The organism is Pilimelia anulata (assembly GCF_014647895.1).
Classification (GTDB): Bacteria; Actinomycetota; Actinomycetes; order Mycobacteriales; family Micromonosporaceae; genus Pilimelia; species Pilimelia anulata.
Genome location: NZ_BMQB01000001.1, coordinates 850,208 through 874,083, shown reverse-complemented (window position 1 = coordinate 874,083; position 23,876 = coordinate 850,208). Strand labels below are relative to the sequence as shown.

General features: G+C 78.2%; 19 protein-coding genes and 1 pseudogene. 3 read left to right on the top strand and 17 right to left on the bottom strand.

All coding sequences use genetic code 11. The features are described from left to right. Positions 1-152: 152 nt before the first annotated feature. The 3 genes from IEY94_RS03895 to IEY94_RS03885 form a co-directional block, all read right to left on the bottom strand. On the bottom strand, positions 153-995 hold the full coding sequence (locus IEY94_RS03895; protein ID WP_189168590.1) for an NADase-type glycan-binding domain-containing protein: 843 nt from the start codon (positions 993-995) through the stop codon (positions 153-155). Further along, positions 992-2,197 carry a phage tail sheath family protein gene (locus IEY94_RS03890; RefSeq protein ID WP_189168589.1) on the bottom strand — a complete coding sequence of 402 codons (1,206 nt, stop codon included), beginning with the start codon at positions 2,195-2,197 and terminating at the stop codon, positions 992-994. The genes IEY94_RS03895 and IEY94_RS03890 overlap by 4 nt, the downstream gene beginning before the upstream one ends. A 324-nt stretch (positions 2,198-2,521) precedes the next feature. After that, positions 2,522-3,475 carry a DUF4231 domain-containing protein gene (locus IEY94_RS03885; protein WP_189168588.1) on the bottom strand — a complete coding sequence of 318 codons (954 nt, stop codon included), beginning with the start codon at positions 3,473-3,475 and terminating at the stop codon, positions 2,522-2,524. Between the two features lie 54 nt (positions 3,476-3,529). Here IEY94_RS03885 and IEY94_RS03880 point away from each other — a divergent pair, with 54 nt between their 5' ends. Then, positions 3,530-5,533: a toll/interleukin-1 receptor domain-containing protein gene (locus tag IEY94_RS03880; RefSeq protein ID WP_189168587.1), complete on the top strand. Its 2,004-nt coding sequence runs from the start codon at positions 3,530-3,532 to the stop codon at positions 5,531-5,533. Between the two features lie 75 nt (positions 5,534-5,608). On the opposite strand, the gene IEY94_RS23920 is transcribed toward IEY94_RS03880, so the two are convergent. Together IEY94_RS23920 and IEY94_RS03870 are read right to left on the bottom strand one after the other, a co-directional pair. Continuing rightward, positions 5,609-8,518 (bottom strand): DUF11 domain-containing protein, encoded by a 2,910-nt coding sequence (locus IEY94_RS23920; protein WP_189168586.1) that lies wholly within the window; start codon positions 8,516-8,518, stop codon positions 5,609-5,611. Positions 8,519-8,571: 53 nt separating this feature from the next. Then, on the bottom strand, positions 8,572-9,195 hold the full coding sequence (locus IEY94_RS03870; RefSeq protein WP_189168585.1) for a response regulator transcription factor: 624 nt from the start codon (positions 9,193-9,195) through the stop codon (positions 8,572-8,574). 174 nt (positions 9,196-9,369) lie between these two features. Between IEY94_RS03870 and IEY94_RS03865 the strand changes: the two genes are divergently transcribed. After that, the gene (locus tag IEY94_RS03865) at positions 9,370-10,644 is read left to right on the top strand and encodes a COG1470 family protein (protein WP_189168584.1); all 1,275 of its coding nucleotides are present in this window, start codon (positions 9,370-9,372) and stop codon (positions 10,642-10,644) included. Between the two features lie 555 nt (positions 10,645-11,199). On the opposite strand, the gene IEY94_RS03860 is transcribed toward IEY94_RS03865, so the two are convergent. Beyond that, positions 11,200-11,586 (bottom strand): DUF6401 family natural product biosynthesis protein, encoded by a 387-nt coding sequence (locus IEY94_RS03860; protein ID WP_189168583.1) that lies wholly within the window; start codon positions 11,584-11,586, stop codon positions 11,200-11,202. Positions 11,587-11,890: 304 nt separating this feature from the next. Between IEY94_RS03860 and IEY94_RS03855 the strand changes: the two genes are divergently transcribed. Continuing rightward, positions 11,891-12,982: a hypothetical protein gene (locus tag IEY94_RS03855; protein ID WP_189168582.1), complete on the top strand. Its 1,092-nt coding sequence runs from the start codon at positions 11,891-11,893 to the stop codon at positions 12,980-12,982. Positions 12,983-12,995: 13 nt separating this feature from the next. Here IEY94_RS03855 and IEY94_RS03850 read toward each other — a convergent pair whose 3' ends face one another. The 11 genes and pseudogenes from IEY94_RS03850 to hisI all read right to left on the bottom strand — a co-directional run bounded on the left by IEY94_RS03850 (position 12,996) and on the right by hisI (position 23,855). Then, positions 12,996-13,142 carry a hypothetical protein gene (locus IEY94_RS03850; protein ID WP_189168581.1) on the bottom strand — a complete coding sequence of 49 codons (147 nt, stop codon included), beginning with the start codon at positions 13,140-13,142 and terminating at the stop codon, positions 12,996-12,998. A 195-nt stretch (positions 13,143-13,337) separates the two neighbouring features. Continuing rightward, a complete protein-coding gene (locus tag IEY94_RS03845; protein ID WP_189168580.1) occupies positions 13,338-13,529 on the bottom strand; it encodes a hypothetical protein in 192 nt (63 codons plus the stop codon). 361 nt (positions 13,530-13,890) lie between these two features. Further along, entirely contained in the window at positions 13,891-14,739 is an 849-nt protein-coding gene (locus IEY94_RS03840) for an acyl-CoA thioesterase (protein ID WP_189168579.1), read from the bottom strand. Positions 14,740-14,921: 182 nt separating this feature from the next. After that, on the bottom strand, positions 14,922-16,346 hold the full coding sequence (pyk, locus tag IEY94_RS03835; protein ID WP_189168578.1) for a pyruvate kinase: 1,425 nt from the start codon (positions 16,344-16,346) through the stop codon (positions 14,922-14,924). Positions 16,347-17,068: 722 nt separating this feature from the next. Further along, positions 17,069-18,167, bottom strand: a pseudogene (lgt, locus tag IEY94_RS03825) (prolipoprotein diacylglyceryl transferase); the annotation flags it as partial. Positions 18,168-18,267: 100 nt separating this feature from the next. Further along, positions 18,268-19,089, bottom strand: coding sequence for a tryptophan synthase subunit alpha (gene trpA / locus IEY94_RS03820; protein ID WP_189168575.1), 822 nt, complete (start codon positions 19,087-19,089; stop codon positions 18,268-18,270). Beyond that, positions 19,086-20,303, bottom strand: coding sequence for a tryptophan synthase subunit beta (trpB, locus tag IEY94_RS03815; RefSeq protein WP_189168574.1), 1,218 nt, complete (start codon positions 20,301-20,303; stop codon positions 19,086-19,088). Before trpB ends, trpA begins: the two co-directional genes overlap by 4 nt. Then, a complete protein-coding gene (gene trpC / locus IEY94_RS03810; RefSeq protein ID WP_229783326.1) occupies positions 20,303-21,103 on the bottom strand; it encodes an indole-3-glycerol phosphate synthase TrpC in 801 nt (266 codons plus the stop codon). The genes trpB and trpC overlap by 1 nt, the downstream gene beginning before the upstream one ends. A 189-nt stretch (positions 21,104-21,292) precedes the next feature. Next, the gene (locus IEY94_RS03805; protein WP_189168572.1) at positions 21,293-21,910 is read right to left on the bottom strand and encodes a Trp biosynthesis-associated membrane protein; all 618 of its coding nucleotides are present in this window, start codon (positions 21,908-21,910) and stop codon (positions 21,293-21,295) included. Continuing rightward, a complete protein-coding gene (locus IEY94_RS03800) occupies positions 21,907-23,445 on the bottom strand; it encodes an anthranilate synthase component I (RefSeq protein ID WP_189168571.1) in 1,539 nt (512 codons plus the stop codon). Before IEY94_RS03800 ends, IEY94_RS03805 begins: the two co-directional genes overlap by 4 nt. Then, on the bottom strand, positions 23,442-23,855 hold the full coding sequence (gene hisI / locus IEY94_RS03795; RefSeq protein ID WP_189168570.1) for a phosphoribosyl-AMP cyclohydrolase: 414 nt from the start codon (positions 23,853-23,855) through the stop codon (positions 23,442-23,444). The genes IEY94_RS03800 and hisI overlap by 4 nt, the downstream gene beginning before the upstream one ends. Positions 23,856-23,876 lie beyond the last annotated feature (21 nt).

The following is a 23,876-nucleotide window of genomic DNA, read 5'->3' as shown; positions in this document are numbered from 1 at the left end:
GCCGCACGACCGACCCGCGGAGCGGGGCCGCGGTAGAGCATTCGGGGTCGGTCAACCTGCGCTTCACCGGCCGGCCACGCCGGGTCGACCGACGCCGCGGGCGAACCGTCCGGCCGGACGAGCCGACCGTGCGGCCGGGTGGGCGGCGTCGATCAGCGGGGCAGGAGTTCGAGTTCGCCGAGGGCCGGGCGGGCGCCGCGGCCGTACCCCGACCGGATCGTCACCCGCAGCGTCGTCACCCCGTCCGCGCGCACCGGCACCGACTGCGGCTCCGGCGCGTCGCGCAGCGTGTACTGCACCGTCGCGACCGCGCCGGCCGGGCCGGCGGCGGTGATCGTGATGTCCCGCGGCCGCCCCGCGGTGAGGAACGCCAGCGGGTCGCTGGAGGCACCCGGGCGCACACGCACGCCGCGCAGCGCCGTCGGCCGGGCGAGCCGCAGCTCGGCCCACTGCCCCGGCGCCGCGGAGGCGGGGGCCCAGAACCGGTCGGCCGTACCGTCGTACAGCAGGCCCGGCGTCACCCCCGGCGCCGAGCTGGACGCCCGGGCGCCCGCCGGCGCGATCGCGGCCGGCTCGGCGGCGACCACGGACCGGGCCAGTGCGGCGGGGCGCCAGCCACGGCGGCCGGCGTACGCGGCGGCCGCCGCGGCGGCCACGACGAGCACGCCGGCCGCGGCCAGCGCGGCGATCCACCGGCGGCGGCCGGCCCGCGCGGGGTGATCGGCAGCCGCCGGGTGGGCGGCCGGCGACCGCCGGCCCAGCGGGGCTGCCCGGTCGGGCGGCGCCGCGCGGTCGGCCCGGGTGGCGTGAGCGGCGCGGTCGGCCGGTGGCGGGGCGGCACCGGCGGGGGGTGGCGCGGGTGCGGCGGCGCGGCGGGCGGGGTCGGCGCCGTGGCGCGGGGCCGCGCCCGACCGCGCCGCCCACGGGCGGGTGCCGGCGGTGCCGGCGCGGTGCCGGGCCCGCCGCCGGCCGGCGGCCGGCGCCCGCGGGCTCATCCGACCGGACCGGGGTCCGCGACCCCGACGGCGGCCGCCTCCGCGGCGCGCGGCAGGACGCCCAGCGGGTACCGGGCGGCGCCCGGCGGCCCGTACGCCGGCGGGCCGTCCGCGCCGGGGGCCAGCCGCAGCGGCACGAACTCGGCCGGCCGCACCGGCGCCACGGCGACCCGGCAGGCGAGCCGGCCCGGTACGGCCGGGTCCGGTGCGCAGGCGACCGTGAACGCCTCGGCCAGGGTGAGCCCGACCAGCGCGCCGCGCCGCCACTGCGCGGTGAGGAACTCCTCGATCAGCAGCCGGGCCCGGGCGCACAGCGCCGGGTCGGCCGGGTGGCCGGCCAGCGGGGCGAGGCCGGCCACGATGGACCGTTCGAGGTGGGTGAACAGCCGGCGGACGTTCACGTACCGCCAGGCCGGGTCGTCGGCGAGCGTGCGCGCGCCCCACACCCGGATGCCGCGGCCGGGGAACGCGCGCAGGCAGTTCACCCCGACCGGCGCGAGCAGCTCCTGCTGCTGCCGGGTCAGCGGCGTCTCCGGCGCGACCGCGCCCCGGATGACCTCGTTGGTCGGCGCCCGGTGCACGCCGCGGGTGGCGTCGCTGCGGGCCCACACGCCGGCCAGGTGGCCGCTGGGCGGCACGTACCGGTTGGTGCCGGCGACCGGGTCGAATACCTTGATCCACGGGTAGTACAGCGCCGCGTACGCCGAGTCGTACGCCCCGGCGTCCCGCCGCCAGTCGCGCACCTGCTGCGGGGACCGGCCGGGCATCGCGTCGAGCAGCGCCATCCGGTCGCCGCGGGCCGCGCAGTGGGCGATCAGGCCGGCCCGGGCCGCCTCGACGGTGGCGGCGTCGAGCAGGCCGTGCTCGTACGCGGCCAGCACGTCGGGCGCGACCACCATCGTCACCTCGTCGACGTCGGCGAGGGCGGCGAGGCCGGCGGCGGCGGTGTCGTCGTCGGTCCGGACCACGTACGCGCGGGTGCCGCCGTTGAGGAAGTAGCCGAAGACGGCGTGCGCGAGGTACGAGCCGGCGGCGAACTCGCCGAACGTCCGGCCGAACCCGCTCCACCCGTCGACCGGCACGGGCCGGTGCAGCGGGCCGTCGGCGGCGCGGCCGACGAACGCGGCGACCGCGGTGGGCCGCTCCCCGATCGACGGGGCGGCGGGCTCGGCGGGTCCGGGCGGCGACAGGTACGTGGTCATGAAACCTCCTGCTTCGGACTGGTTCGCCCGCGACGGCGCCGGTGGGCCGTGGTGCGCGGTTCCAGCATGGGCGCGGCGGGCGGGCTGCGCGGGCGGGCGGGTGCGGGCGGCCCGGTCCGCCCGGTTCGCTGCCCCGACGGCCCGGTCCGTTCGGGCAGCCCGCGGGGCAATCCCGCGGCGGGCGGCGGTCCGGCCGGGCCGCGGGCGGCGGGGCGGGGACCGGCACGCCGGGCGGGGCGGTGCCCCTTCGGGTGCGGCCGGGCGGGCGGCGTGAACGGCGTCGAGCGAGCGGAGTGCCCGCCGCGACCCAAGCGGCCGGGCGGGTCAGGCGGAGCCGCGGCGGGCCAGCCAGAGGGTGTGCTCGCGGGAGACCGCCCGCTCGGCCCCCGCGACGAACGCCGCCCACGCCTCCTCGCCGCCCGCCCCCGCCCCGGCGTCCGCCCGGGCCCGGATGATCGACAGCTCGCGGCCGGTGACCGCGTACGACTCGGCGAGGTTCTGGTGGTCCCGGGTCTGGAGCCAGGCCGTACCGCTGGCGGCCAGCGCCGCCGCGATCCCCAGCACGTCGACGTCGACCCCGGCGAACGCCTTCACCCCCGCGGCCACCAGCCCGGCCGTCTGCGCGCCGATCGCCACCGCGAACCACAGCCGCACCCGGCGCTGGTTGAACCGGGCCTTGGCGCCGTACCAGCGGACCTGGTCGTCCACCCGCTCGGCCAGGTAGTGCGCCCGCCGGACCGGCAGCGGCTCGGCCCGCAGCGCCCGCATGCCGGGGGTGATCTGCTCGCCGCCGACGGCGGCCAGCACCCGGACCGCGCGCATCTCCCCCATGATCCCGGCGAGCCGGTCGACCAGCAGGGCGTCGGGGTCGGCGGCGGTGTCGACGCGGAACAGGCCGCCGCCGACGCTGTACTGCCAGGCGATCGTCTTGACCGACTCGGCGGCGGCCCGGCCCTCGTACCAACTCCGCATCGGGGTGGTACTGAGCAGGTAGGACGCCACCCCGATACCGGCGGCGAAGGCCAGCGCGGCGAGCAGCCCGCCGAGGTCGACGGGGTGGCCGTCGAGCCGCACCCCGTACGGGATCGCGCCGCCGGCCGCGGCCAGGCAGGCCAGCACCAGCCCGATCGCGGACAGCCGCAGGTACGCGGTCTGGCCGGCGACGGCGGCGTTCTCCGCGTCGGCCAGCACCGCCGGGAAGCGGGTGCCGGGTGGGGCCGGGAAACGCGGCCCGGGCCCGCCGTCGGCCGTCGCCGGGATCCGCCGTACGTCGCTCATCCCACCCCCACCGCCGGAGTCCACATGCTATCCGCCGGCCCTATGCTGACGGCCATGTCCGGCCGCCGACGGGTCTTCGTGTCGTACTCGCGCCACCAGTTCCACGCCGCCGAACACCTCGCCGCCGTGCTCGCCGCCGCCGGCCACGACGTGTGGCTCGACGTGCAGCGGCTCGGCCCCGGCGACGACTGGGCCGCCGCGATCGAGGCGGGGGTGGACGCCGCCGACGCCGTCGTGCTGCTGGCCTCGCCGGCCGCGCTGGCCTCGCCGTACGTCGGCGCGGAGTGGCGCCGGGCGCTGCGCCGCGGCACCCCGGTCGTGGTGGCGCTCGCGGCGACCACCGCGCTGCCGGCGGCGCTGCGCGGCGCGCCGGTGCTGGACCTGCGCCGCCGGTTCGCCGCCGGCGCCGCCGCCGTCGCCCGGCTGGTCGGCGGCGACGCCGCGGCCGCCGCGCCGCCCGGCCGGCTCGGCGTGCCGCTGCCGGTCGCCTGGCTCACCGCGACGCTCGCGCTGGGCATGGCGGCCACCGCGGGGAGCCTGCTGCTGTACGCCGTGGAGCTGGCCCGGCTGCCCGAGCGGGGCGGCGTGCCGGACCCGCTCACCGCCGGCCGGCTGCTGGTCGCGCCGGTGGTCGCGGGGGCGTTCCTGGCGTACCAGCGGGGGGTGCTGCGCCGGTTCCGGGCGCGGGCGGCGACCCGCGGCGCGCTGCTCGCGGCGGTGCTGCTCGGCGTGCCCGGCTACCAGGCGGCGGCGGACCTGCTCAACGCCGTCATGTTCGCCGCGCAGCACGGCGTGGAGTCGAACGTGGAGCTGGAGCGGACGCCGAGCGAGCTGACGGTCGCCTTCTTCGTGATCGCCACCCTGGTGCTGGTACCGGCGCACCTGGCGGCGCTGGGCTGCCTGCTGCTGTCCCGGTCGGTGCTGTACTGGCTGCCGGTCGGCGACCCGCCGCGCCGGCTGCGCCGCCGGGTACTCGGACCCGCCGCGCCCCGGCCGGACGGGACGACGCGGCCGGGCGGGACAGAGCGGCCGGACGCGGCGCCGCAGCGGCCGAGCGGCGGGACCGGGCGGCGGGACGCAGCGGCCGGGCGGCAGGACCGGGCGGCGGGGCGGCGGGACGCAGCGGCCGGGGAGCGGGGCCGGGCGGGCGGCGGGACGGTGCGGGTCGACCACGCCGACGCCGACGCGGGTGTGGCGGCGGCGATCGGACGGGCCTGCGCCGCCGCCGGCCTCGCGGTCACCGACGGGCCCGCCGACCGGCGGCTGGTGGTGATCTCCGCGCACACGTCCTGGCCGCGCGCGGCGGCCGCGCTGCGCGCCGGGCCGGCGGTCGCGGTGCTGGTGGCGAGCGTCCGGCCGCCGGCCGCGGCGGCGGAGTTGCAGCGGTTCCAGTGGGTCGACGCCCGCGACGGCGACCTCGCCGCGCTGCCCGGCCGGCTGGCCGCCGGGGCGGCCGACCCGTGGGCGATCGACCGGTTCACCGCGCCGCGGGCGGTCCGGCGGGTGCTGGCCGCGCTGCTCGTCCTGGCCGCGGTGCTGGGGGCGTCGGCGGCGCTGTCCACGACGGTGGTCGCCGGGCGGGTCGCCGACCGTACGGTGGACCACAGCGTGTTCCGCCCCGGCGGCCCGGTGCGGCGGGAGGTCGGGCCGCACGCCGACGTGCTGCTGCGGGTGCGCGCCGGGCTGGCCGGCGCGCTGAGCCTGCTCTGCCTCGGTACGGCGTGGCTGCTCGGCCGCCGCCGCCTCACGGCCGGCGGGCTGGGCGGGCTGGCCCTGGCCGGCGGGCTCGGGCTGATCGTGTGGATCATGCTCGGAATGGCGAGCCGCGAACCGCCGACCCGCCTGCTGGCCGGCTACGCGCTGGCCACACTGGCCGGCCTGGCGTGGCTGGCGACGTACGGCAACCGGGTGGTGGCCTGGCTCCCCACCGCCCCCGCACCCCGCCGCGGAACGGCCGGCGACCTCCTCCCGGCAGTGGGCGCACCCCTGCTGCACCCGGCCTTCCCGCTGGCCCTGACCATCCTCACCCCCCTCCACATCGCCGGCCTCCTCTTCTGACCCCGCACTCCCGTCAACATGGGCTGAGCGACGTCATGCGACGTGCATTCGAGGTCGGGCGGGGCGCGGCGACGGTCAGGGGGCGCGGGGTGGGAGGGTGCGGGGGCGGGGTTGGACCAGGAAGGCTGCCGCGGTGGGGGTGAAGGCGGCGGCGTCGGCCGGGGTGGCCACGAGTCGGCGGGGGCCGCGGACGTCGCGGTGCAGGACGAGCATCGGGGCGTGCAGGGTGCCGGTCGGGCCGGTCAGTACCGGGTCCGGGGTCGCCGTCACGCCGCGCTGCCAGATGAGCCGGACCGGGGTGTCCGGCGGGAAGTCCACGCCGGACACGTCGGCGACGAAACCGGGCGACCCGACCGCCGGCGTGATCGTGAGCTGCGGCCGGAGTACGCGCAGGGCCACCGCCGCCCGGTCGTCGGCGCGGTCCGGGTCGGGCCGGGTGCCGGTGACCGCGGCGGCGGCGCGGTGGTCGCCGGCGCGGGCGGGGCGCAGGACGTAGGTCAGCGTGCGGTCCGCGCCGGGCGGCAGCTCGCCCAGCGCGCAGGTGCGCCCGGCGCAGCCCGCCGGGGCGGCGGCGACGGGCAGCGGCAGGGCCACCGCGAGCGTCGCCGCGGCGGGTCCGGCGAAGCCGTTGTGGACGGTGAACCGGACGGTCAGGTCGCCGCCGCCGAGGTACCCGACCGCGGGCTCGGCGACGCCGGTCACGGACAGGCCGGGCCGGCCGAGCGAGCCGGCGCCGACGTCGAGGGCGGCGGTGGCGGCGTCGTTGTCCGGGCGCGGGTCGGCGACCGTACCGGCGACGGCTGCGCCCGCCCGGTACGCGCCGGCGGCCTCGCCCCGGACCTCGACCCGGCGCTCGACGGCGGCGCCCGGCGGGAGGTCGCCGAGCGGGCAGCGCGGGGTCGGCCCGGCGGCGCAGTCGGGGGCGCCGGTGACCGCGAGCCCGGCCGGCACGGCCGGGGTGGCCACGACGCCGCGGGCGGGCAGCGGGCCGAGGTTGGTCACCCGCAGGACCAGGGCGGCGGTACCGCCGACCGGCACGGCGGGCGGCTCGGCGCGCAGCTCGACCCGCAGGTCGGCGGTCGGCTGGTACGCGGGCTGCCCGTCGCCGGCCGGTCCGGCGGGGTCGAACAGCGGCGTCGCGGGCCCGTCCGCGACCGGCAGCGTGTGAATCCGCGCCCCGGCCGGGACCGGGTCGTCGCCGGCCGGCGGAGTGGTGCCCGCCGGCGGGTCGGCCGGGTTCGGGGGGAGGGCGGTGAAGGCGAGGGTGCCGCCGTCCGGGGACCAGGCCGGGTCGGCCGCGCGCAGCGGCGGGTCGTCGGCGCGCGGGTACCGCAGCGTCGGCGCGCTGCCGTCGGCGTTCATCAGCAGCAGCCGCCCGCCGCCGGTGTACGCGAGCCGGCGCCCGTCCGGCGACCAGGCGGGGCCGGCGCAGTCGCAGCCGTACCCGGCCGCCGCGGTCAGGTCGGCGGGCGGGTCCGCGCGCACGCCGCCGCCGTCGGTGTGGACCGCCGCCACCAGGACGTGCCGGGCGCCGTCGCCGGGCGGGCACGCGCCGGGCGCCGGCGTCCCGGGAGCCGAGAGCGCGGGCGTCGGCGATCCCGCGGGCGGCGCGGGGTAGCGGCGGGTGAGGGCCAGCCGGCTGCCGTCCGGGGACCAGGCCGGCTCGCCGTCGGCCCGGTCCGGGCACGCCCCGGCGTCGACCTCCACGGGCGCGTCGGCCGCCGGCCCGCCCGGCGTGTCGGTGAGCCGGGCCATCCACACCCGGGCGCGACCGTCGGCTTGCCGGGTGAAGGCCAGGAACCGCCCGTCCGGCGACCACGCCGGATCGTCCTCGTCGGACCCGGCGCTCGCCGCCGCCGGCAGCAACGGCCGCGGGCCCCGCCCGTCGACCCCCGCCACCACGATCCGCCGCCCACCGCCGGTGCCGACCGAGTATGCGATCCGCCGCCCGTCGGGCCGGTACGCCGGCGCTCGTGCCCCCGGCGCCCCCGCCGGCGGCGCGGCCAGCTCCCCCGCTGCCCGCCCGTCCGCGCCGACGTCCCAGACACCGCTGCCCGCGCCGACTCCCGCGCTCTGCCAGCGCACCCCGTCCGCCGTCCGGGCCGGGTGCGCCGCCGGCCGCCCGGGTACCGCCGCGCCGGGCACCGGCGTGCTCGCCGGCGGCGGCCCGGCCGCGACGAGCGGCTGGCGGTGGATGTCGCCGTACCGGTCCGACGCCCCACCGCGCACGGTGACCGCGAGCGCGGTGTCGTCCGGCGCCCACGCCGGCTCGCTCGCGTCGGCGCCGGGCGCGGTCCGCCGCACCTCCGCCCCGCCGGCCGCCGGGACCGTCGCGACGGCCGGTTCGCCGTACCGGGTGGTGGTGAACGCGACCAGCCCCGACCGCCGCCCCCACGCGGGCTCCCGCTCGTCGTACGGCGTGTCGGTCAGCCGCGCCGGCACCCCGCCGGTGCGCGCGACCGTGAACAGGTCGCCGGCGCCGCCCGCGGCGCCGCCGCGGTAGACCAGGCGGGTGCTGTCCGGCGCCCAGCTCGGCCACCGCTCGTCGCCGGGCCCCGCGGTGACCCGCACCGGGGTGCCGCCCGCGGCGGCCGCCACCCAGAGGTCGAAGTGGCCGGCCGCCCGGTCGGAGGCGAAGGCGACCCACCGGCCGTCCGGCGACAGGTCGGGCTCGCGGTCGGCGGCCGGGTGCGGGGCGACCGGCAGGTCGGGCGCGCCGGTGCGGCGCAGGACGACGTCCCCGGCCGGGTCGGCAAGGCTGTCGACCAGTACGAACGCCGACCCGACGGCGGCGGACGGGGCCGCGCCCGGCCGCGTCACCCCGGCCGGGCCCTCGATCACCGGCTGGCGGGTGCTGGCGAACGCCAGCCGCCCCGGCGCGGGCGCGGGGTCGGCGGGGGCGCGGGCCGGGGCGCTGCTCGGCACCAGCAGCCCCGCCAGCAGTACGGCGGCGCTGCCCGCGCCGATCGGCCCCCGACCGCGCACCGCACCTCCCCGGTCCCCCGCCGGCGTCCGCGGCCCCACCCGGGGGCCGCGGCTCAGATCAGGCCCTGCCGGACCGCGTACGCCACCGCGTGCGAGCGGTTGCGCAGTTGCAGCCGGCTGGTGATGTCGTGCAGGACGTTCTTCACCGTCCGCTGGGAGTAGCAGAGCTTCGCGGCGATCTCGGCGGTGTCCAGCCCGTCGGCGACCAGCCGGAGCACCTGGACCTCGCGCTCGGCGAGGCCGGAGAAGTGCAGCCCGCGCGGGCTGAGCACCTGCCGCTGGAGGCGGCCGACCTGGTCGAGCAGGCGGCCGAGCAGGTCCGGCGGCACGGTGCCCTCGCCGACGGCGGCCGACTGGATGACCGACACGAGCCGGTCCGCGCTGGCCTCCGCGCGGCGGACCAGGCCGGAGATGCCGGCCTCGACGGCCGAGACGAGGTCGGCGTCGGCGATGTGCGTGGCGACGAGGACGAGCCGGGCGGTGTGCGAGCGGCCGAGGGTGCGGAGCTGGCGCAGCGCGGCGTCGTCCACCGCCTCGCTGACCACCAGCGCGACCCGCGCGTCGGTGCTCTCGCCGGGTTCGAGCACGCGCACCTCCGGGCGCGGGCGCAGTTGCCCGGCCAGCCCGACCCGGGAGATCGGATCCTCGGCGAAGACTGTCACTGCAATCCGGTCCATTGCCGTTTGTCCCCTTTCACCCGCGTCCCGAATGCCCGGCCTGAGCGTACCCGGGGGCACCCGGACGGGTCCGGCTCTTTGCCCAAAGGGCGTGAATCCCGATCACATTCGCTGCCCCGACCGCAATCCGCGGGACTGCCCGCGGGGACCCCGGAAACGACCTACCTTGACGGAATGACGATGACCGCGCCGACCCGGGCGTCGTTGGAGCCCGCCGACCCGACGCTGCGGCCGGGCGGGGAGACGCAGTGTGCCCTGACGGTCCGCAACACCGGGGACGCGGTCGAGTCGTACCACCTGGACGTCGTCGGCCCCGCCGCCACCTGGGCCACTGTGGAGCCGCCCGACCTCACCGTCTTCCCCGGTACCGAGGGGCACGCGATGGTGACCTTCCGGCCGCCGCGCAGCGCCACCGCCCCGGCCGGGCCCGTCCCGTACGGCATCCGGGTCGCGCCGCGCGAGCACCCCGAGACGACGAGCGTGCCCGAGGGTACGGCGACGCTGCTGCCGTTCGCCGACACCACCGGCGAGGTGGTCCCGCGGCTGTCCCGGTCCCGGCGCACCGGGGTGCACCGGATCGTCATCGACAACCGCGGCAACGTCCCGCTCACGGTCGGCCTGTCCGCCGTGGACCCGGACAACGCGCTGCGCTTCCGCCTGCGCCCCACCGGCGTGGTGCTGCCGCCGGGCCGCTCGGTGCTGGCGACGCTGCACGCCCGGCACCGCGGGCTGCTCTGGCACGGGCAGCCGGTCAGCCGCCCGTTCCAGGTGATCGTCACCGGCGAGGACGGCACCCCGCCGACGATACTGCCGGCCACCGCGGTCCAGGAGCCGGTGCTCTCCCGGGCGCTGCTGCGGCCGCTGGCGCTGCTGCTGGCCGCGGTGCTGGCACTGGCGGCGCTGTGGGCGTTCGCCGTCCGGCCCGCGCTGGACGCCACGGCCCGCGACGCCGCGGCCGGCGCGGTGGCCGACGCCGAGCGGACCGCCGCCGACGCCGTCGCCCGGGCGACCGCCGCCGAGCAGCGGGCCGACGAGGCCCTGGCCGCCGCGGACAGCCCCGGCACCACCCCCGGTACGGCGACCCGGGCGGCACCCCGCCCGCTGCGCGAGCGGCTGGCGGGCGTCACGGCGCTCGGCGCCACGACCACGCAGACGTACACGGTGCCGGCGCGCCGGACGGTCACGGTCACGGACCTGGTGTTGCAGAACCCGCAGGGCGACCTGGGCCGGCTGGACGTGCTCGCCGCCGGGCAGCCGCTGCTGACCCTGTCCCTGGCGAACTTCCGCGACCTGGACTACCACTGGGTGTCGCCGATCGACGTGGCCGCGGGGCAGACGATCCAGCTCCGGGTGGTCTGCCAGCGGCCGGGGCCGACGCTGGGCGGGGAGAGCGGCGACGCCTGCCGCGAGTTCGTCACGCTGACCGGCACGTCCCGCGCCGCCCGCTGACCCTCACACGGCCGCTGACCCTCACACAGCCGCTGACCCCGCGCGGCGCGGCGATTCTCGCGCGGCCCGCTGATCCTCACGCGCCCGCTGATCCTCACGCGCCCGCTGACCCTCGCGCGGCTTCGGTGATCCTCCGGCGGCCGCCGGTTCTCCCGCGGCCGCTGGATCCCGTCGATCCTGCCACCCCGCCCGTCGATCCGCGGGCGGTCGCGGGCCACGCGACTGCGGGACAGCGTCAGGACCACCGCGCCATCCCGCAGCCGCAGCCCGATGGGAACCATCGGTCAGGGCGGTACCGCGGGGAGCGAGCCCGCCGACCACCGCATTGGTCGGCCGGACCCGGCCACGTCATGCCTCCCCGGGGGCGTGGCACCGCCGGGACCGCCCACGCGACCCAGCGACGCGGGGGCGGTCCGCTGAAGAGGTGATCACACGGTGCGGGGCGGGGGAACGCCGTACTGCCGTTTGGCAAGTTTCACCACTGGTCACAACGGCTGCTGAGCTGGTCATTCACTGACGGGGCGCAGAATTTCCGTTCGTTTCACGTCTTTGCGTTTACAGCCAGCCGGCTTCCTCGGCGATGGCGCAGACGGCGGTCAGGCGCAGCAGGTGCCACGGCGCCCGGGCCCAGTCGAGGTGCGCCGGCGCGGCCTCGCCCGGCTCGGGCAGGAACAGGCCCATCCGCTGCGCGGCCGCGGTCACCGAGGCGGCGTAGCTGGCCAGCGCCTCCGGGCCGAGCCGGCGGCCGGCGTCGTGCACCGCCTCGCGGACGTCCGCGGCGTGCTGGTCCAGCCGGGCCAGGCCGGCGGGGTCGGCCAGCGCGTGCGTGAGGCCGTCGACCCCCACGCGGGCCATCAGGTCGTCGAGGGCGTCCCGGGCCCGGCCGAGACTGCGCACGCACGGGGCGGGGCTCTCGGCGGTGCGGAGGTATTCGCTGGTCATGTCCAGAGACGCTAGGCGCTGTCGGCCAGCCGGGGAACCCGGGTAACCCAACGGCACCCCGGGCCGACCCGACTGACTCCCCCGCACGCACCGGAAACGGACATCCGCGTTGTTTCAGCAAGGAATCCGACTGACCAAACGGTGACTTTTCAGGTCCGCTTTCCCCCTTTGGAGCGACCCCCGGCCGTCGGTACGGTCGGATCCTCCGCCGCCCCTCACGGCGCGCCGCAACCGCGCCGCGGACCGGGTATCGGGGCGCCCCGCCGCCGGCCGGGGCGACACCGCACAGGGGACGGAGCGAGCCATGGCACAGCCCCCGGGCCGCCGGCGCCGCCCCGGCGACAGCCGCGGCCGGCACACCTCGTCGGGCCAGCCCGTCCGGCGACCCGACACCGACCGGGACGGGCGCCCGCCGCGCGCCGACCGCCCCGACCGCGAGCCGCCGGCCGACAACCGCCGGGGCGCCGCCGCCCCGCCGCCCGGCCACCGGGCCGCACCCGGCGGAGCCGACCACCGGGCCGCGACCGGCGGGGCCGGCCACCGGACGGGTTCGGCCGCCGGCACCGCCCGCGCCGGCCGGCCCGAGAGCCACCGCGCCGGTGACCCGGGCAACCCGCGCGCCGGGCGGCCCGAGGGCCACCGCGCCGGGCGCCGGGCCGCGCCGGGCCGGTCGTCCGAGCGCGCCGACGACCACGCCGGCAGCCACCGCACGCCCCGCCGGCTGCGCTCCCGCGGCGCCATGCTCGCCGCCGCGGCGGCCGCGGCGGTCGCCGTCGGCGCCCCGATCGCGGCCAAGTTCACCGCCGACCGCCCGGCGGCCCACATCGTCGGCGGAACCAGCCCCGCCGCGCTGCCCGGCTCCAGCGAGCCCGAGGCGCCGATCCCGGACGCGGTGGACGAGGCGCTGCGCCCCGGCGCGCCGATCCGCACCCCGTCCCCGTCGCCGTCGCCGTCGCGCAGCGCGACGCCGAAGCCCACCCGGGCGCCAGCGAAGAAGGCCAGCGAGCAGCGCACGTCCGCGCCGGCCGGGCTGAGCTTCGAGGCCGAGTCGTCGGGCAACACCCGTACCGGGTCGGCCCGGCTGCGCGGGGTCGACGGCGCGTCCGGCGGCGTGGTGGTCAGCAACCTGGGCGGCGGCAACACGCTGGCGCTGCGGGTACCGCTGTCGGCCGCCGGCACCCGGACGGTGACGATCCACTACGTCGCCGGCAGCACCCGGGCGGCCGCCCTGACGGTGAACGGGAGGTTCATCGGCAGCACGTCGTTCCCCGACACCGACGGGCGGGTGGGCTCGCTGAGCCTGCCGTTCCGGCTGGTCGCCGGCACCAACGTCATCGGCTTCGCCAACCCCGGCGGCCGCGCCCCCGACATCGACCGGGTCGTCGTCGACAACTGACCCCGGCTCGGGGTCAGCCGTGGGCGGTGCCCAGCGCCCTCCGCGGCTCGACCTGGTCCGCGGTGTCCCGGGTAAGGATGGTGGGCGGCGCCCAGCCGTCCACCGCCAGGCCGTGCGCGGCGGCGAACGCCGACCGGCGGGCCCGGATCTCCGCCGTCACCCGGCCGTGCGCCTCCGCCCGGCCGGCGCACAGGTGGTCGAGGGCGACGGTGTGCGGCGGGACGCCGATCTCGGCGACCCAGTTGTCCCCGGCGGGCCGGACCCGGCCGGTGGTCAGGTACGCGACGGGCGGCAGGTCGCCGGCGCCCGACGCGGCGACGGTCCGGTGGTCGTCCTCGATCGACAGGGATCTCCTTCATTGGCGGCAGCTCGCGGCGACGCGGTTCATCGTCGCCAGGTCCCGGTCCAGCCGCACGGAGCGCACGTTGTCGGCGAGCCGCGCCGTCCGGTCGTGGACATCGCGGGCGGCGTCCGCGTCGCCCGCCCGGTACAGATGTCCCGACGGGCCGCCCGGCGCGCCCGGCGCTCGGCCTCCTCCTGCTGCCACAGTGCCCGGAGCTCCCCCGCCGCGCGGAGTCGGTCGTCGAGCCGGCCGGCGGCGCATCACCTTCTGTTGCGCCAGCGTAGCGGTGAGTCTTGATCTCGTGCACGGGCGTTGTCCGGGCACACCACGCCGAGCAATCCCCCCGGCCCGGTACCGCTACGGCCATTGCTGCCGGACCGGGTGAGGCGTGGTCCCCACCGGGCAGGGCATCGGCACCCGACCCGATGCCCTGCCCTCCCGGCCGACGACAGGAGGCAACCCGTGTTCCGTACCGCGGCCGCACCCGGACAAGCACCGCGCCGCTGAAGCGGGGAGCTGCGCGGACGGCCCGGGAACGCGGACGGCCGTCGCTGTTGCGCGGTGTTCAGCCGCCGACGCGGCGCAGCAGGCCCTCCTGGACGGCCGTGGCCACGTGCCGCCCGTCCGCGGTGAAGACCCGCCCCGTGGCCAGGCCGCGGGCGCCGTGCGCCGACGGGCTCCAGCAGTCGTACAGCACCCACTCGTCGGCTCGGAACGGCCGGTGGAACCACAGCGCGTGGTCCAGGCTCGCCCCCACCACCCCGCCCGGCCCCCAGGACTCGCCGTGTACGGCCAGCACCGAGTCCAGCAGCGAGAGGTCCGAGGCGTACGTCAGCGCGCAGGCGTGCAGCAGCGGGTCGTCGGGCAGCCGCCCGTCCAGCTTCATCCAGACCCGCTGGTGCGCCTCGGCCGCCCGCTCCCCCGGCGGCACCCAGCCGGGCTCGCCGACGTACCGCACGTCCAGCGGCCGGGGCACCGACAGCCAGTACGCGGCCCGCTCCGGGTACGGGGCCAGGCGTTCCAGGAACGTCGGCAGGTCCTCGGGCCGGGGCACGTCCGGCGGGCCCGGCGCCTGGTGGTCCAGCCCGTGCTCGGCCCGCTGGAACGACGCCGACATGAAGAAGATCGGCCGCCCGCCCTGGACCGCGACCGAGCGGCGGACGGAGAACGAGCGCCCGTCGCGGACGTTCTCCACCCGGTACTCGACCGGCTCGGTCGGGTCGCCGCCGCGGACGAAGTACCCGTGCAGCGAGTGCACCGAGCGGCTCGGGTCGACGGTCCGGCCGGCGGCGACCAGCGCCTGCCCGGCGACCTGGCCGCCGTAGATCCGCTGCGGGCCGACCCGGGGCGACCGGCCGGTGAACGTGCAGTCGTCCACCCGCTCCAGGTCCAGCAGCGCGAGGAGCTGGTCCACGGCCGCCTGCCCACCGCCGGGCGGCGCGTCCGCCGGCCCACCCGACCCCGAACCGCCCGACGCCGGCCCGGCCGACCCAGAACCGGCCGACCCCGAACCGGCCGACCCCGGACCCGCGGACGCCGGGTCGGCGGATCCCGGGCCGGTGGAGCCCGCAGCGGCGGGCCCCGGGTCGGCGGCGGTCACGCGGGCGGCACCAGGGTGCCCACCCGGTGCACCCGCAGCGTGTTGGTCGAGCCGGGGGTGCCCGGCGGGCTGCCGGCGACCACCACGACGTAGTCGCCCGGCCGGGCCCGGCCCAGCCCGAGCATGGCCTGGTCGACCTGGGCGAACATGTCGTCGGTGTGCTCGACGAACGGCACCAGGAAGCTCTCCACCCCCCAGGACAGGGCGAGCTGCTGCCGGACGTCCTCCACCGGGGTGAACGCGAGCAGCGGCAGGTCGCAGTGCAGCCGGGACAGCCGCCGTACGGTGTCCCCGGTCTGGGTGAACGCCACCAGCGCCCGGGCGTCGATGCTGCGGGCGATCCGGGACGCCGCGACGGTGATCGCCCCGCCGTGGGTGCGCGGGTCGTGCTGGAGGCTCGGTACCCGGATCTCGCCGGCCTCGGTGGTCCGGACGATCCGGGCCATGGTCTCCACGGTCAGCCGCGGGTGCTTGCCGACGCTGGTCTCGCCGGAGAGCATGACCGCGTCTGCGCCGTCCAGGACGGCGTTGGCCACGTCCGACGCCTCGGCCCGGGTCGGCCGGGTGTTCTCGATCATCGAGTCGAGCATCTGGGTCGCTACGATCACCGGCTTGGCCAGCTCGCGGCAGAGCTGGACGGCCCGCTTCTGCACCAGCGGGACCTGGTCCAGCGCCAGCTCGACGCCGAGGTCGCCGCGGGCGACCATGATCCCGTCGAAGGCGTGGACGATCGCCTCCAGCTCGTCCACCGCCTCCGGCTTCTCCACCTTCGCCAGCACCGGCCGGTGCACGCCGACCTGGTCCATCACCCGGTGCACCAGGGTGATGTCGGCCGCCGCCCGGACGAACGACAGCGCCACCAGGTCGACCCCCAGGTTCAGGGCGAAGCGCAGGTCGTCGGTGTCCTTGGTCGACAGGGCCGGCACGCTGACCGCGACGTTGGGCAGCGAGACGCCCTTGTGGTTGGAGACCGGGCCGCCCTCGGTGACCAGGCAGCGGATGTCCGGGCCGGTCACCTCGCGCACCTCGACGGCCACCCGGCCGTCGTCGATGAGCAGCCGGTCGCCGACCTTCACCTCGTGCGGCAGCTCCCGGTACGTGCAGGACACCCGGTCCCGCACCCCCTCGACCTCCTCGCCGGTGATCACCACCGAGTCCCCGGTGTCCCACTGGGCGCCGCCGTCGGCGAACCGGCCCAGCCGGATCTTGGGACCCTGGAGGTCGGCCAGGATGCCGACCGCCCGGCCGGTGTCGGCGGCGGCCTGCCGGACGAGCCCGTACACCTGTTCGTGGTCCTCGCGGGTGCCGTGGCTGAAGTTGAGCCGGGCCACGTCCATCCCGGCGTCGACCAGGGCCCGTACCCCGTCGGCGCTGGCGGTCGCGGGGCCGATCGTGCAGACAATCTTCGCGCGTCGCGTCACGCCCCCAGGCTAGCCCCGCCCGGCGGCCCCCGCCGGTGGGCCCGGGGTGAACATCGGCCGGTCCGGCCGTACTTTCCCCGACCGGTGCATCAGGTCCGCGGTCGCGCTGCGGCGGGCCGGGCGGACTGCTAGGTTGACCTCCCGCACCGCGGCATCCGCCCCCGCGGTCCACTCGGGACACCCCGATCGTTCGCCCGCCGCGGCGGGCCGGGTCCGTCGCGCCGACATGCCGGGAGCAGCTTGATGGCACCGCTCGTCCTCGTCCACGGCGGCCTGTGGGACTCGCAGACCGCAGGCCGGTACTGGCACGACACCGGCGTGTCCGCCGCGCTGGCCGGGCACGGGCTGCGGGTCAGCGCGCCGGAGCGGCCGGACCGGGCGCCGTCCTGGGTGACCGAGGGGGTGCACCTGCTGGCCGCGCTGCCGGCGGAGCCGGTCACGCTGATCGCCGCCTCGCACGGCTGCTCGGCGGCGGTCCGGGCGGCGCTGATCGACCCCGGCCGGGTCCGCGGCCTGCTGCTGGCCTGGCCGGCCACGGCCGGCGACCCGGACGTGGACGCCTCCACCCACGCCCGGCTGGACAGCCTCGGCGCCCGTACCGCCGAGGTGTCCCAGCTCCTGGACGGGCAGACGCTGCGCGGGGTCACCCACGCCGAGCTGACCGCGCTGCGGATGCCGGTGGGCGTGCTGCCCGCGCTGCCGGAGAACCGGCAGCACCAGCGCCGGACGGTCGACGCCCTGCTGGCCCGCCTGCCGCACGCCCGCGAGCTGCCGGGCTGCCCGGAGCCGGTCCGGTCGGACTTCGCCGAGCACCTACCGCGGTTCGTCGGGACGATCATCAGCTTCGTCGACGACCTCGTCGGGCCGGGCTGACCCGGCCGGCACCGCGGCCGCCGGGGCGCCGGCGTCCGCCGCCGGGGCGGCGTCGGCCGCGGCCCGGTACGCCGCCGCGTCGACCACCCGGTACCCGCCGTTCGCCGCCGGGAGCACGTACTCGGCCGGGCCGCAGACCAGCACCAGGTACGCCACGGCGCCGAGGAACACCACCAGCGACGTCCACACGTTGAACCGCAGCCCCAGCAGCTCCGGCGCCGGGTCGGTGCGCATCAGCTCGATCCAGAACCGGCCGACGGTGTACCCGGCGACGTACAGGGCGAACGCCCGCCCCCGGCCCAGCCGGAACCGCCGCTCGGCGGCGATCACCAGCACGGCGACCCCGACGTTCCACAGCGCCTCGTACAGGAACGTCGGGTGGTACAGCCCCGGCAGGGTGAGCGCGCCGCCGTCCGGGCCGAGCAGCGCCCGGCCGGGGTTCACCCGGTCCATCACGTGCACTTCCAGGCCCCACGGCAGCGTGGTCGGCCCGCCGTGCAGCTCGTTGTTGAACCAGTTGCCGAACCGCCCGGCCGCCTGCGCCAGCGGCAGCCCCGGCGCCAGCGCGTCGGCGAACACCCGCAGCGGCAGCCCGATCTGCCGGCAGCCCAGCCACGCCCCGACGGCGCCGCCGGCCACCGCGCCCCAGATGCCCAGGCCGCCCTCCCAGATGTACAGGGCCTTGACCGGGTCGCCGTTGTAGCCGAAGTAGTCGGTCCAGGAGGTCAGCACGTGGTACACCCGGGCGCCGACGACGCCGAACGGCACCGCCCAGACGGCCACGTCCAGCACGGCCCAGGGGGCGACGCCGCGGCGGCGCAGCCGGGCCTCGGTGACGACGCAGGCGATGACGATCCCCGCGACGATGCACAGCGCGTACGCCCGGACCGGGAACGGCCCGAGGTGCCAGACAGCGGTGGTCGGGCTGGGGATGGCGGCGAGATTCACGGTCAGCACCCTATCGATGGGTGGTATCCCCGGGGAATACCCGGGTGGGACCGCGCCGCCGGCGGCCGGGCGGGTCGGGCCGCCCGGCCGGGGTGCCGGGTCAGCCGGCCGGGGCGGCGGGGCGCGCGGATCGGCGCACGCCGGCGGCCAGGTCGGCCGACAGCGCGCGGAGCGCGGCCAGCCCGGCGTCCCCGTCCGGCGCGTCCAGCAGGCAGCGGATCAGGGCACTGCCGACGATCACGCCGTCGGCGTAGCCGCCGACGGCGGCGGCCTGCGCGCCGTCGCGCACGCCCAGGCCCACGGCGACCGGAATGTCCGGATCCACCGCCCGGACCCGGGCGACCAGCCCCGGCGCGGCGTCCGAGGTCCGCTCGCGCGCGCCGGTCACGCCCATCACGCTGGTGGCGTACACGAAGCCGCGGCAGTGGCCGACGGTCATCGCCAGCCGCTCGTCGGTCGACGACGGGGCGACCAGGAAGACCCGGTCCAGCCCGTGCGCGTCGGCCGCGGCCAGCCACTCGCCGGCCTCGTCCGGGATCAGGTCGGGGGTGATCAGGCCGACCCCGCCGGCCGCGGCGAGGTCGCGGGCGAACCGGTCCGGGCCGTACCGCTCGACCGGCGCCCAGTACGTCATCATCGCCACCGGCGCCCCGGCCGCGGCGACCGCCTCGACGATCCGCAGCACGTCGGCCGTGCGCACCCCGCCGGCCAGCGCCAGGTCGCTGGCCCGCTGGATCACCGGGCCGTCCATCACCGGGTCGGAGTACGGCAGCTCCACCTCGATGACGTCCACCCCGGCCTCGACCATCGCGGTCATCGCCGCGATGCTGCCCTCGACGCTGGGGAAGCCGGCCGGCATGCAGCCGACGACCAGCGCGCGCCCCTCGGCGCGGGCCTTCGCGAACGCGGGCGCCAGGCTCATCGGCCGTCCTCCGGGTCGAGCAGGCCGAAGTACGCCCCGGCGGTGTGCATGTCCTTGTCGCCGCGCCCGGACAGGTTGACCACGATCGTCGGCTCCCGGCCGAGCGCCGCGGTCAGCTCCGGCACGAGGGTGATCGCGCCGGCCAGCGCGTGCGCGCTCTCGATCGCCGGGATGATCCCCTCGGTGCGGCAGAGCTGCTGGAACGCGGCCATCGCGGCGGCGTCGTCCACCGACCGGTAGTCGGCCCGGCCGGTGTCGTGCAGCCAGGCGTGCTCGGGGCCGACGCCGGGGTAGTCCAGGCCGGCGGAGATCGAGTGCGACTCGATGGTCTGGCCGTCGTCGTCCTGCAGGACGTACGAGCGGGTGCCGTGCAGCACGCCCACGCCGCCGCCGCTGATGCTGGCCGCGTGCCGGCCGGTGCCGACGCCGTCGCCGCCGGCCTCGAAGCCGTACAGCCGGACGTCGGCGTCGTCCAGGAAGCCGTGCATGATGCCGATCGCGTTCGACCCGCCGCCCACGCACGCGGCGACCGCGTCGGGCAGCGTGCCGAGCTGGGCCAGGCACTGCGCCCGGGCCTCGACGCCGATGCCGCGGACCAGGTCGCGGACCATGCTCGGGAACGGGTGCGGGCCGGCGGCCGTGCCGATCAGGTAGTGCGTGGTGTCGACCGTGCTGACCCAGTCGCGCAGGGCCTCGTTCATCGCGTCCTTGAGCGTCCGCGAGCCGGTGGTGACCGGGACGACCGTGGCGCCGAGCATCCGCATCCGGGCGACGTTGAGCGCCTGCCGGCGGGTGTCGACCTCGCCCTGGTACACGACGCACTCCAGGTCGAACAGCGCCGCCGCGGTGGCGCTGGCGACGCCGTGCTGGCCGGCGCCGGTCTCGGCGATGATCCGCCGCTTGCCCATCCGCTGGGTGAGCAGGGCCTGGCCGAGCACGTTGCGGACCTTGTGCGCGCCGGTGTGGTTCAGGTCCTCCCGCTTGAGCAGGATCCGCGCGCCGACCTCGGCGGAGAGCCGGGTCGCCGGGTACAGCAGCGACGGCGCGCCCGCGTACTCGCGCAGCAGCCGGTCGAACTCCGCCGTGAACGCCGGGTCGTCGCGCGCGTCCCGCCACGCCTTGTCGAGCTGGTCGAGGGCGGCGATCAGGGCCTCGGGGACGAACCGGCCGCCGAACCGGCCGAAGTGGCCGGTAGCGTCGGGTACGGCGGACATCAGTTCGGCCTCGGCGTCGCCGGGTGGCTGCCGGCGGTGACCAGCGCCGCGACGGCGTCGCGCGGGCTCTCGGTGGTGACCAGGCCCTCCCCGACCAGCACCGCGTCGGCGCCGGAGGACGCGTACCGGATCAGGTCGTGCGGCCCGCGCACCCCCGACTCGGCGATCTTCACGACGCTCGCCGGCAGGCCGGGGGCGATCCGCTCGAACACCGAGCGGTCGACCTCGAGCGTGCGCAGGTCGCGGGCGTTCACGCCGATGACCCTCGCGCCGGCGGCGAGCGCCCGGTCGGTCTCCTCGATGTCGTGCACCTCGACCAGCGCGGTCATGCCGAGCGACTCGATCCGCTCCAGCAGGCCGACGAGGACGTTCTGCTCCAGCGCGGCGACGATCAGCAGGACGAGGTCGGCGCCGTGCGCCCAGGCCTCGTGCACCTGGTAGCTGGAGACGACGAAGTCCTTGCGCAGCACCGGGATGGTCACGGCCGCCCGGACGGCCGCGAGGTCCTCCAGCGAGCCGCCGAACCAGCGACCCTCGGTGAGCACGCTGATCACCCGGGCGCCGCCGTCGGCGTACTGGGTGGCCAGGTCCGCCGGGTCGGGGATGTCGGCGAGCGCGCCCTTGGACGGCGACGCCCGCTTCACCTCCGCGATCACGCCGACGCCGGGGCGGCGCAGCGCCGCGTAGGCGTCGATCGGCGGCGCGGCGGCCGCGGCGCGCCGCTTCATCTCCTCCATGGGGATGGCGAGTTGGCGCGCGGCGACATCCTCGCGGACCCCGGCCAGGATCTCGTCGAGCACATTGCCGGAACCGCTGCCGCTCTGTCTCGTTGTCACCAACGGACTCCCCCCTCCGGGTGTCATGCGCCGATGCTATGTGCTCGCTGTTCCGGCCTCGGCGCGGGGGTATGGCGTAGCTCACGGTACGTAGTGCTGCATAATCCGCACTTCGCGCATTCCGGGGCGGATGCCAGGGTCAATTGACTACGGTCAGTGAATAGTGGGGTCCTCGCCGCGGTCCAGGGCCGCCCAACTCAGCCGATTGCGCTCGGCCGGCCGGTCCGCCGCGCCCGGCCGGGGTGCCGGGGTGCGCTCGTACCGCGCGCCGAGTGCCGGCCAGCGCCCCCCGCGCAGCAGCGCGGCGAGCCCGGCCAGCGCGGCCAGCGCGCCGCCCGCGGCCGCGGCGGCCGTGCGGCCCGGGCCGGCGGTGCCGGCGGCGACCGGGCCGGCCAGCAGGGCCAGCCCGGCGGCGGCGAGCAGCACGCCGACCGCGCGGCGGGCGGCGCCGCGGGTGGCGACGAGCGCGCCGGCGGCGGCGAGCGCCGCCCAGGCGACGGCCGGCAGCCAGCCGGGCAGGCCGGTGCCGGGCCCGGGCTCGACCGGGGCGGCGGCGGGCGCGGACCCGCCGCGCCCGGCCAGCAGCGCCGCGCCGGCGCCGGCGGCGGCGACCAGCACGGCCCCGACCAGCTCCCGCCCCCCGGACCGCGCCGCCGACCCGCCGGCCCCCGCGGCCGGGCCGGCGGACCCGGCGGCGACGGGCGGATCGGCCCCGGGCGGATCGGCCCCGGCGGGCGGATCGGCTCCGGCGGGTGCGGGCGGGTCGGTCACCGGGCGGCCCGGAGGGTCTCGGCGGCGGCGATCGCGGTGAGGACCGCGCGGGCCTTGGTCCGGCTCTCCTCCTCCTCGGCCGCCGGGTCCGAGTCGGCGACGATCCCGGCGCCCGCCTGGACGTACGCGCGGCCGTCGCGCAGCAGCGCCGTCCGGATCGCGATCGCCATGTCCAGGTCGCCGCTGAAGCCGAGGTACCCGACCGTCCCGCCGTACAGGCCGCGGCGGGCCGGCTCCAGCTCCTCGATGACCTCCATCGCCCGGACCTTCGGCGCGCCGGACAGCGTGCCGGCCGGGAAGGTCGCCGCCAGCGTGTCGAACGCCGTCCGGTCGTCGCGCAGCTCGCCGACCACGGTGGAGACGATGTGCAGGACGTGGCTGTACCGCTCGATCTCGGCGAACTGCGGCACCTCGACCGTCCCCGGCGCGCACACCCGGCCCAGGTCGTTGCGGCCGAGGTCGACGAGCATCACGTGCTCGGCCCGCTCCTTCGGGTCGGCCAGCAGCTCGGCGGCCAGCCGGGCGTCGGCGTCGGCGTCCGCCCCGCGCGGCCGGGTGCCGGCGATCGGGTGCAGCATGGCCCGCCGTACCCCGCCCTCGGCGGTGACCTTGACGTGCGCCTCCGGCGAGGAGCCGACGATGTCGAAGTCGTCGAACCGCAGCAGGTACATGTACGGGCTCGGGTTGGTCGTGCGCAGCACCCGGTACACGTCCAGCGGGTCGGCGTCGGTGGCCCGCTCGAACCGCTGGGACACGACGATCTGGAAGCACTCGCCGGCCCGGATCGCCTCCTTCGCCGCCTCGACCGCCTTCGGGAAGTCGCCGGCCGGGGTACGGCTGACCACGCCCGCCATCGGGTCCACCCCGGTGGCCACGGTGGAGATCAGCGGCGGGGTGGGCCGGGACATCGCCGTGGTCATCGCGTCCAGCCGGCCGACCGCGTGGTGGTACGCCGCCGCCACCGCCGCGTCGTCCCGGTCCGCCGGCAGCACCGCGTTGGCGATGAGGATCGCCGCGCCCGCGTAGTGGTCGAGCACGACCAGGTCGGTGGCGAGCATCAGGCCCAGCTCGGGGATGCCCAGCTCGTCGGCGGTCAGGTCGGGCAGCCGCTCGAACCGGCGGACCGCGTCGTAGGACAGGTAGCCGACCATGCCGCCGGTCAGCGGCGGCAGGCCCGGGTCGTCGGTGCCGGGCGGGTCGGCGAGCGCGGCGACGGTGAGCGCCAGCGCCGACAGCGGGTCGCCGTCGACCGGTACGGCGTCGGGCGGGGTGCCGAGCCAGTGCGCGGCGCCGTCGCGGGCGGTGAGGGTGGCGCTGCTGCGCACGCCGATGAACGAGTACCGGGACCAGGCCGACCCGGCCCCGTGCTCGGCGGACTCGAGCAGGAACGTGCCGGGCCCGCCGGCGAGCTTGCGGTACACGCCCACGGGGGTCTCGCCGTCGGCGAGCAGCCGGCGGACCACCGGGATGACCCGGCGGTGGGCGGCCGCGGCGGCGAAGCCGGCGGGGTCGGGGGTGACGGCTCCGGTGGTCACGCGGTGGCCTCCTGTTCGGTGCGGTGGCCGACGACGGCCGGCAGGTCGGTGGCGAAGCAGGTCCGGGTGCCGGTGTGGCAGGCGGGCCCGACCTGGTCGACGCTGACCAGCAGGGCGTCGCCGTCGCAGTCGAGCGCGACGGACTTGACGTACTGGTGGTGGCCGGAGGTCTCGCCCTTCACCCAGTACGAGCGCCGGCTGCGCGACCAGTAGGTCGCCCGGCCGGTGCTGCGGGTGCGGTCCAGCGCCGCGCGGTCCATCCAGGCCAGCATCAGCACCTCCCCGGTGTCGTACTGCCGTACGACGGCCGGTACGAGGCCGTCGCGGTCCCAGCGCACGCCGTCCAGCGGCTCCTGCTTCGCGTCCACCGCACCATCCTGCCCCGGGGCGGCCCGCCGGCCGTACCGCATATCCGCCCGCGCCGGGGTGGC

Coding starts and splice junctions, on each gene's coding strand:
- IEY94_RS03880 (WP_189168587.1), top strand. CDS start 3,530: ATGTCCGGCCGCCGACGGGTCTTCGTGTCGTACTCGCGCCACCAGTTC.
- IEY94_RS03870 (WP_189168585.1), bottom strand. CDS start 9,195: ATGGACCGGATTGCAGTGACAGTCTTCGCCGAGGATCCGATCTCCCGG.
- IEY94_RS03860 (WP_189168583.1), bottom strand. CDS start 11,586: ATGACCAGCGAATACCTCCGCACCGCCGAGAGCCCCGCCCCGTGCGTG.
- hisI (WP_189168570.1), bottom strand. CDS start 23,855: ATGCGGTACGGCCGGCGGGCCGCCCCGGGGCAGGATGGTGCGGTGGAC.
- IEY94_RS03895 (WP_189168590.1), bottom strand. CDS start 995: ATGAGCCCGCGGGCGCCGGCCGCCGGCCGGCGGCGGGCCCGGCACCGC.
- trpB (WP_189168574.1), bottom strand. CDS start 20,303: ATGTCCGCCGTACCCGACGCTACCGGCCACTTCGGCCGGTTCGGCGGC.
- IEY94_RS03865 (WP_189168584.1), top strand. CDS start 9,370: ATGACGATGACCGCGCCGACCCGGGCGTCGTTGGAGCCCGCCGACCCG.
- IEY94_RS03855 (WP_189168582.1), top strand. CDS start 11,891: ATGGCACAGCCCCCGGGCCGCCGGCGCCGCCCCGGCGACAGCCGCGGC.
- trpA (WP_189168575.1), bottom strand. CDS start 19,089: ATGAGCCTGGCGCCCGCGTTCGCGAAGGCCCGCGCCGAGGGGCGCGCG.
- IEY94_RS03890 (WP_189168589.1), bottom strand. CDS start 2,197: ATGACCACGTACCTGTCGCCGCCCGGACCCGCCGAGCCCGCCGCCCCG.
- IEY94_RS03885 (WP_189168588.1), bottom strand. CDS start 3,475: ATGAGCGACGTACGGCGGATCCCGGCGACGGCCGACGGCGGGCCCGGG.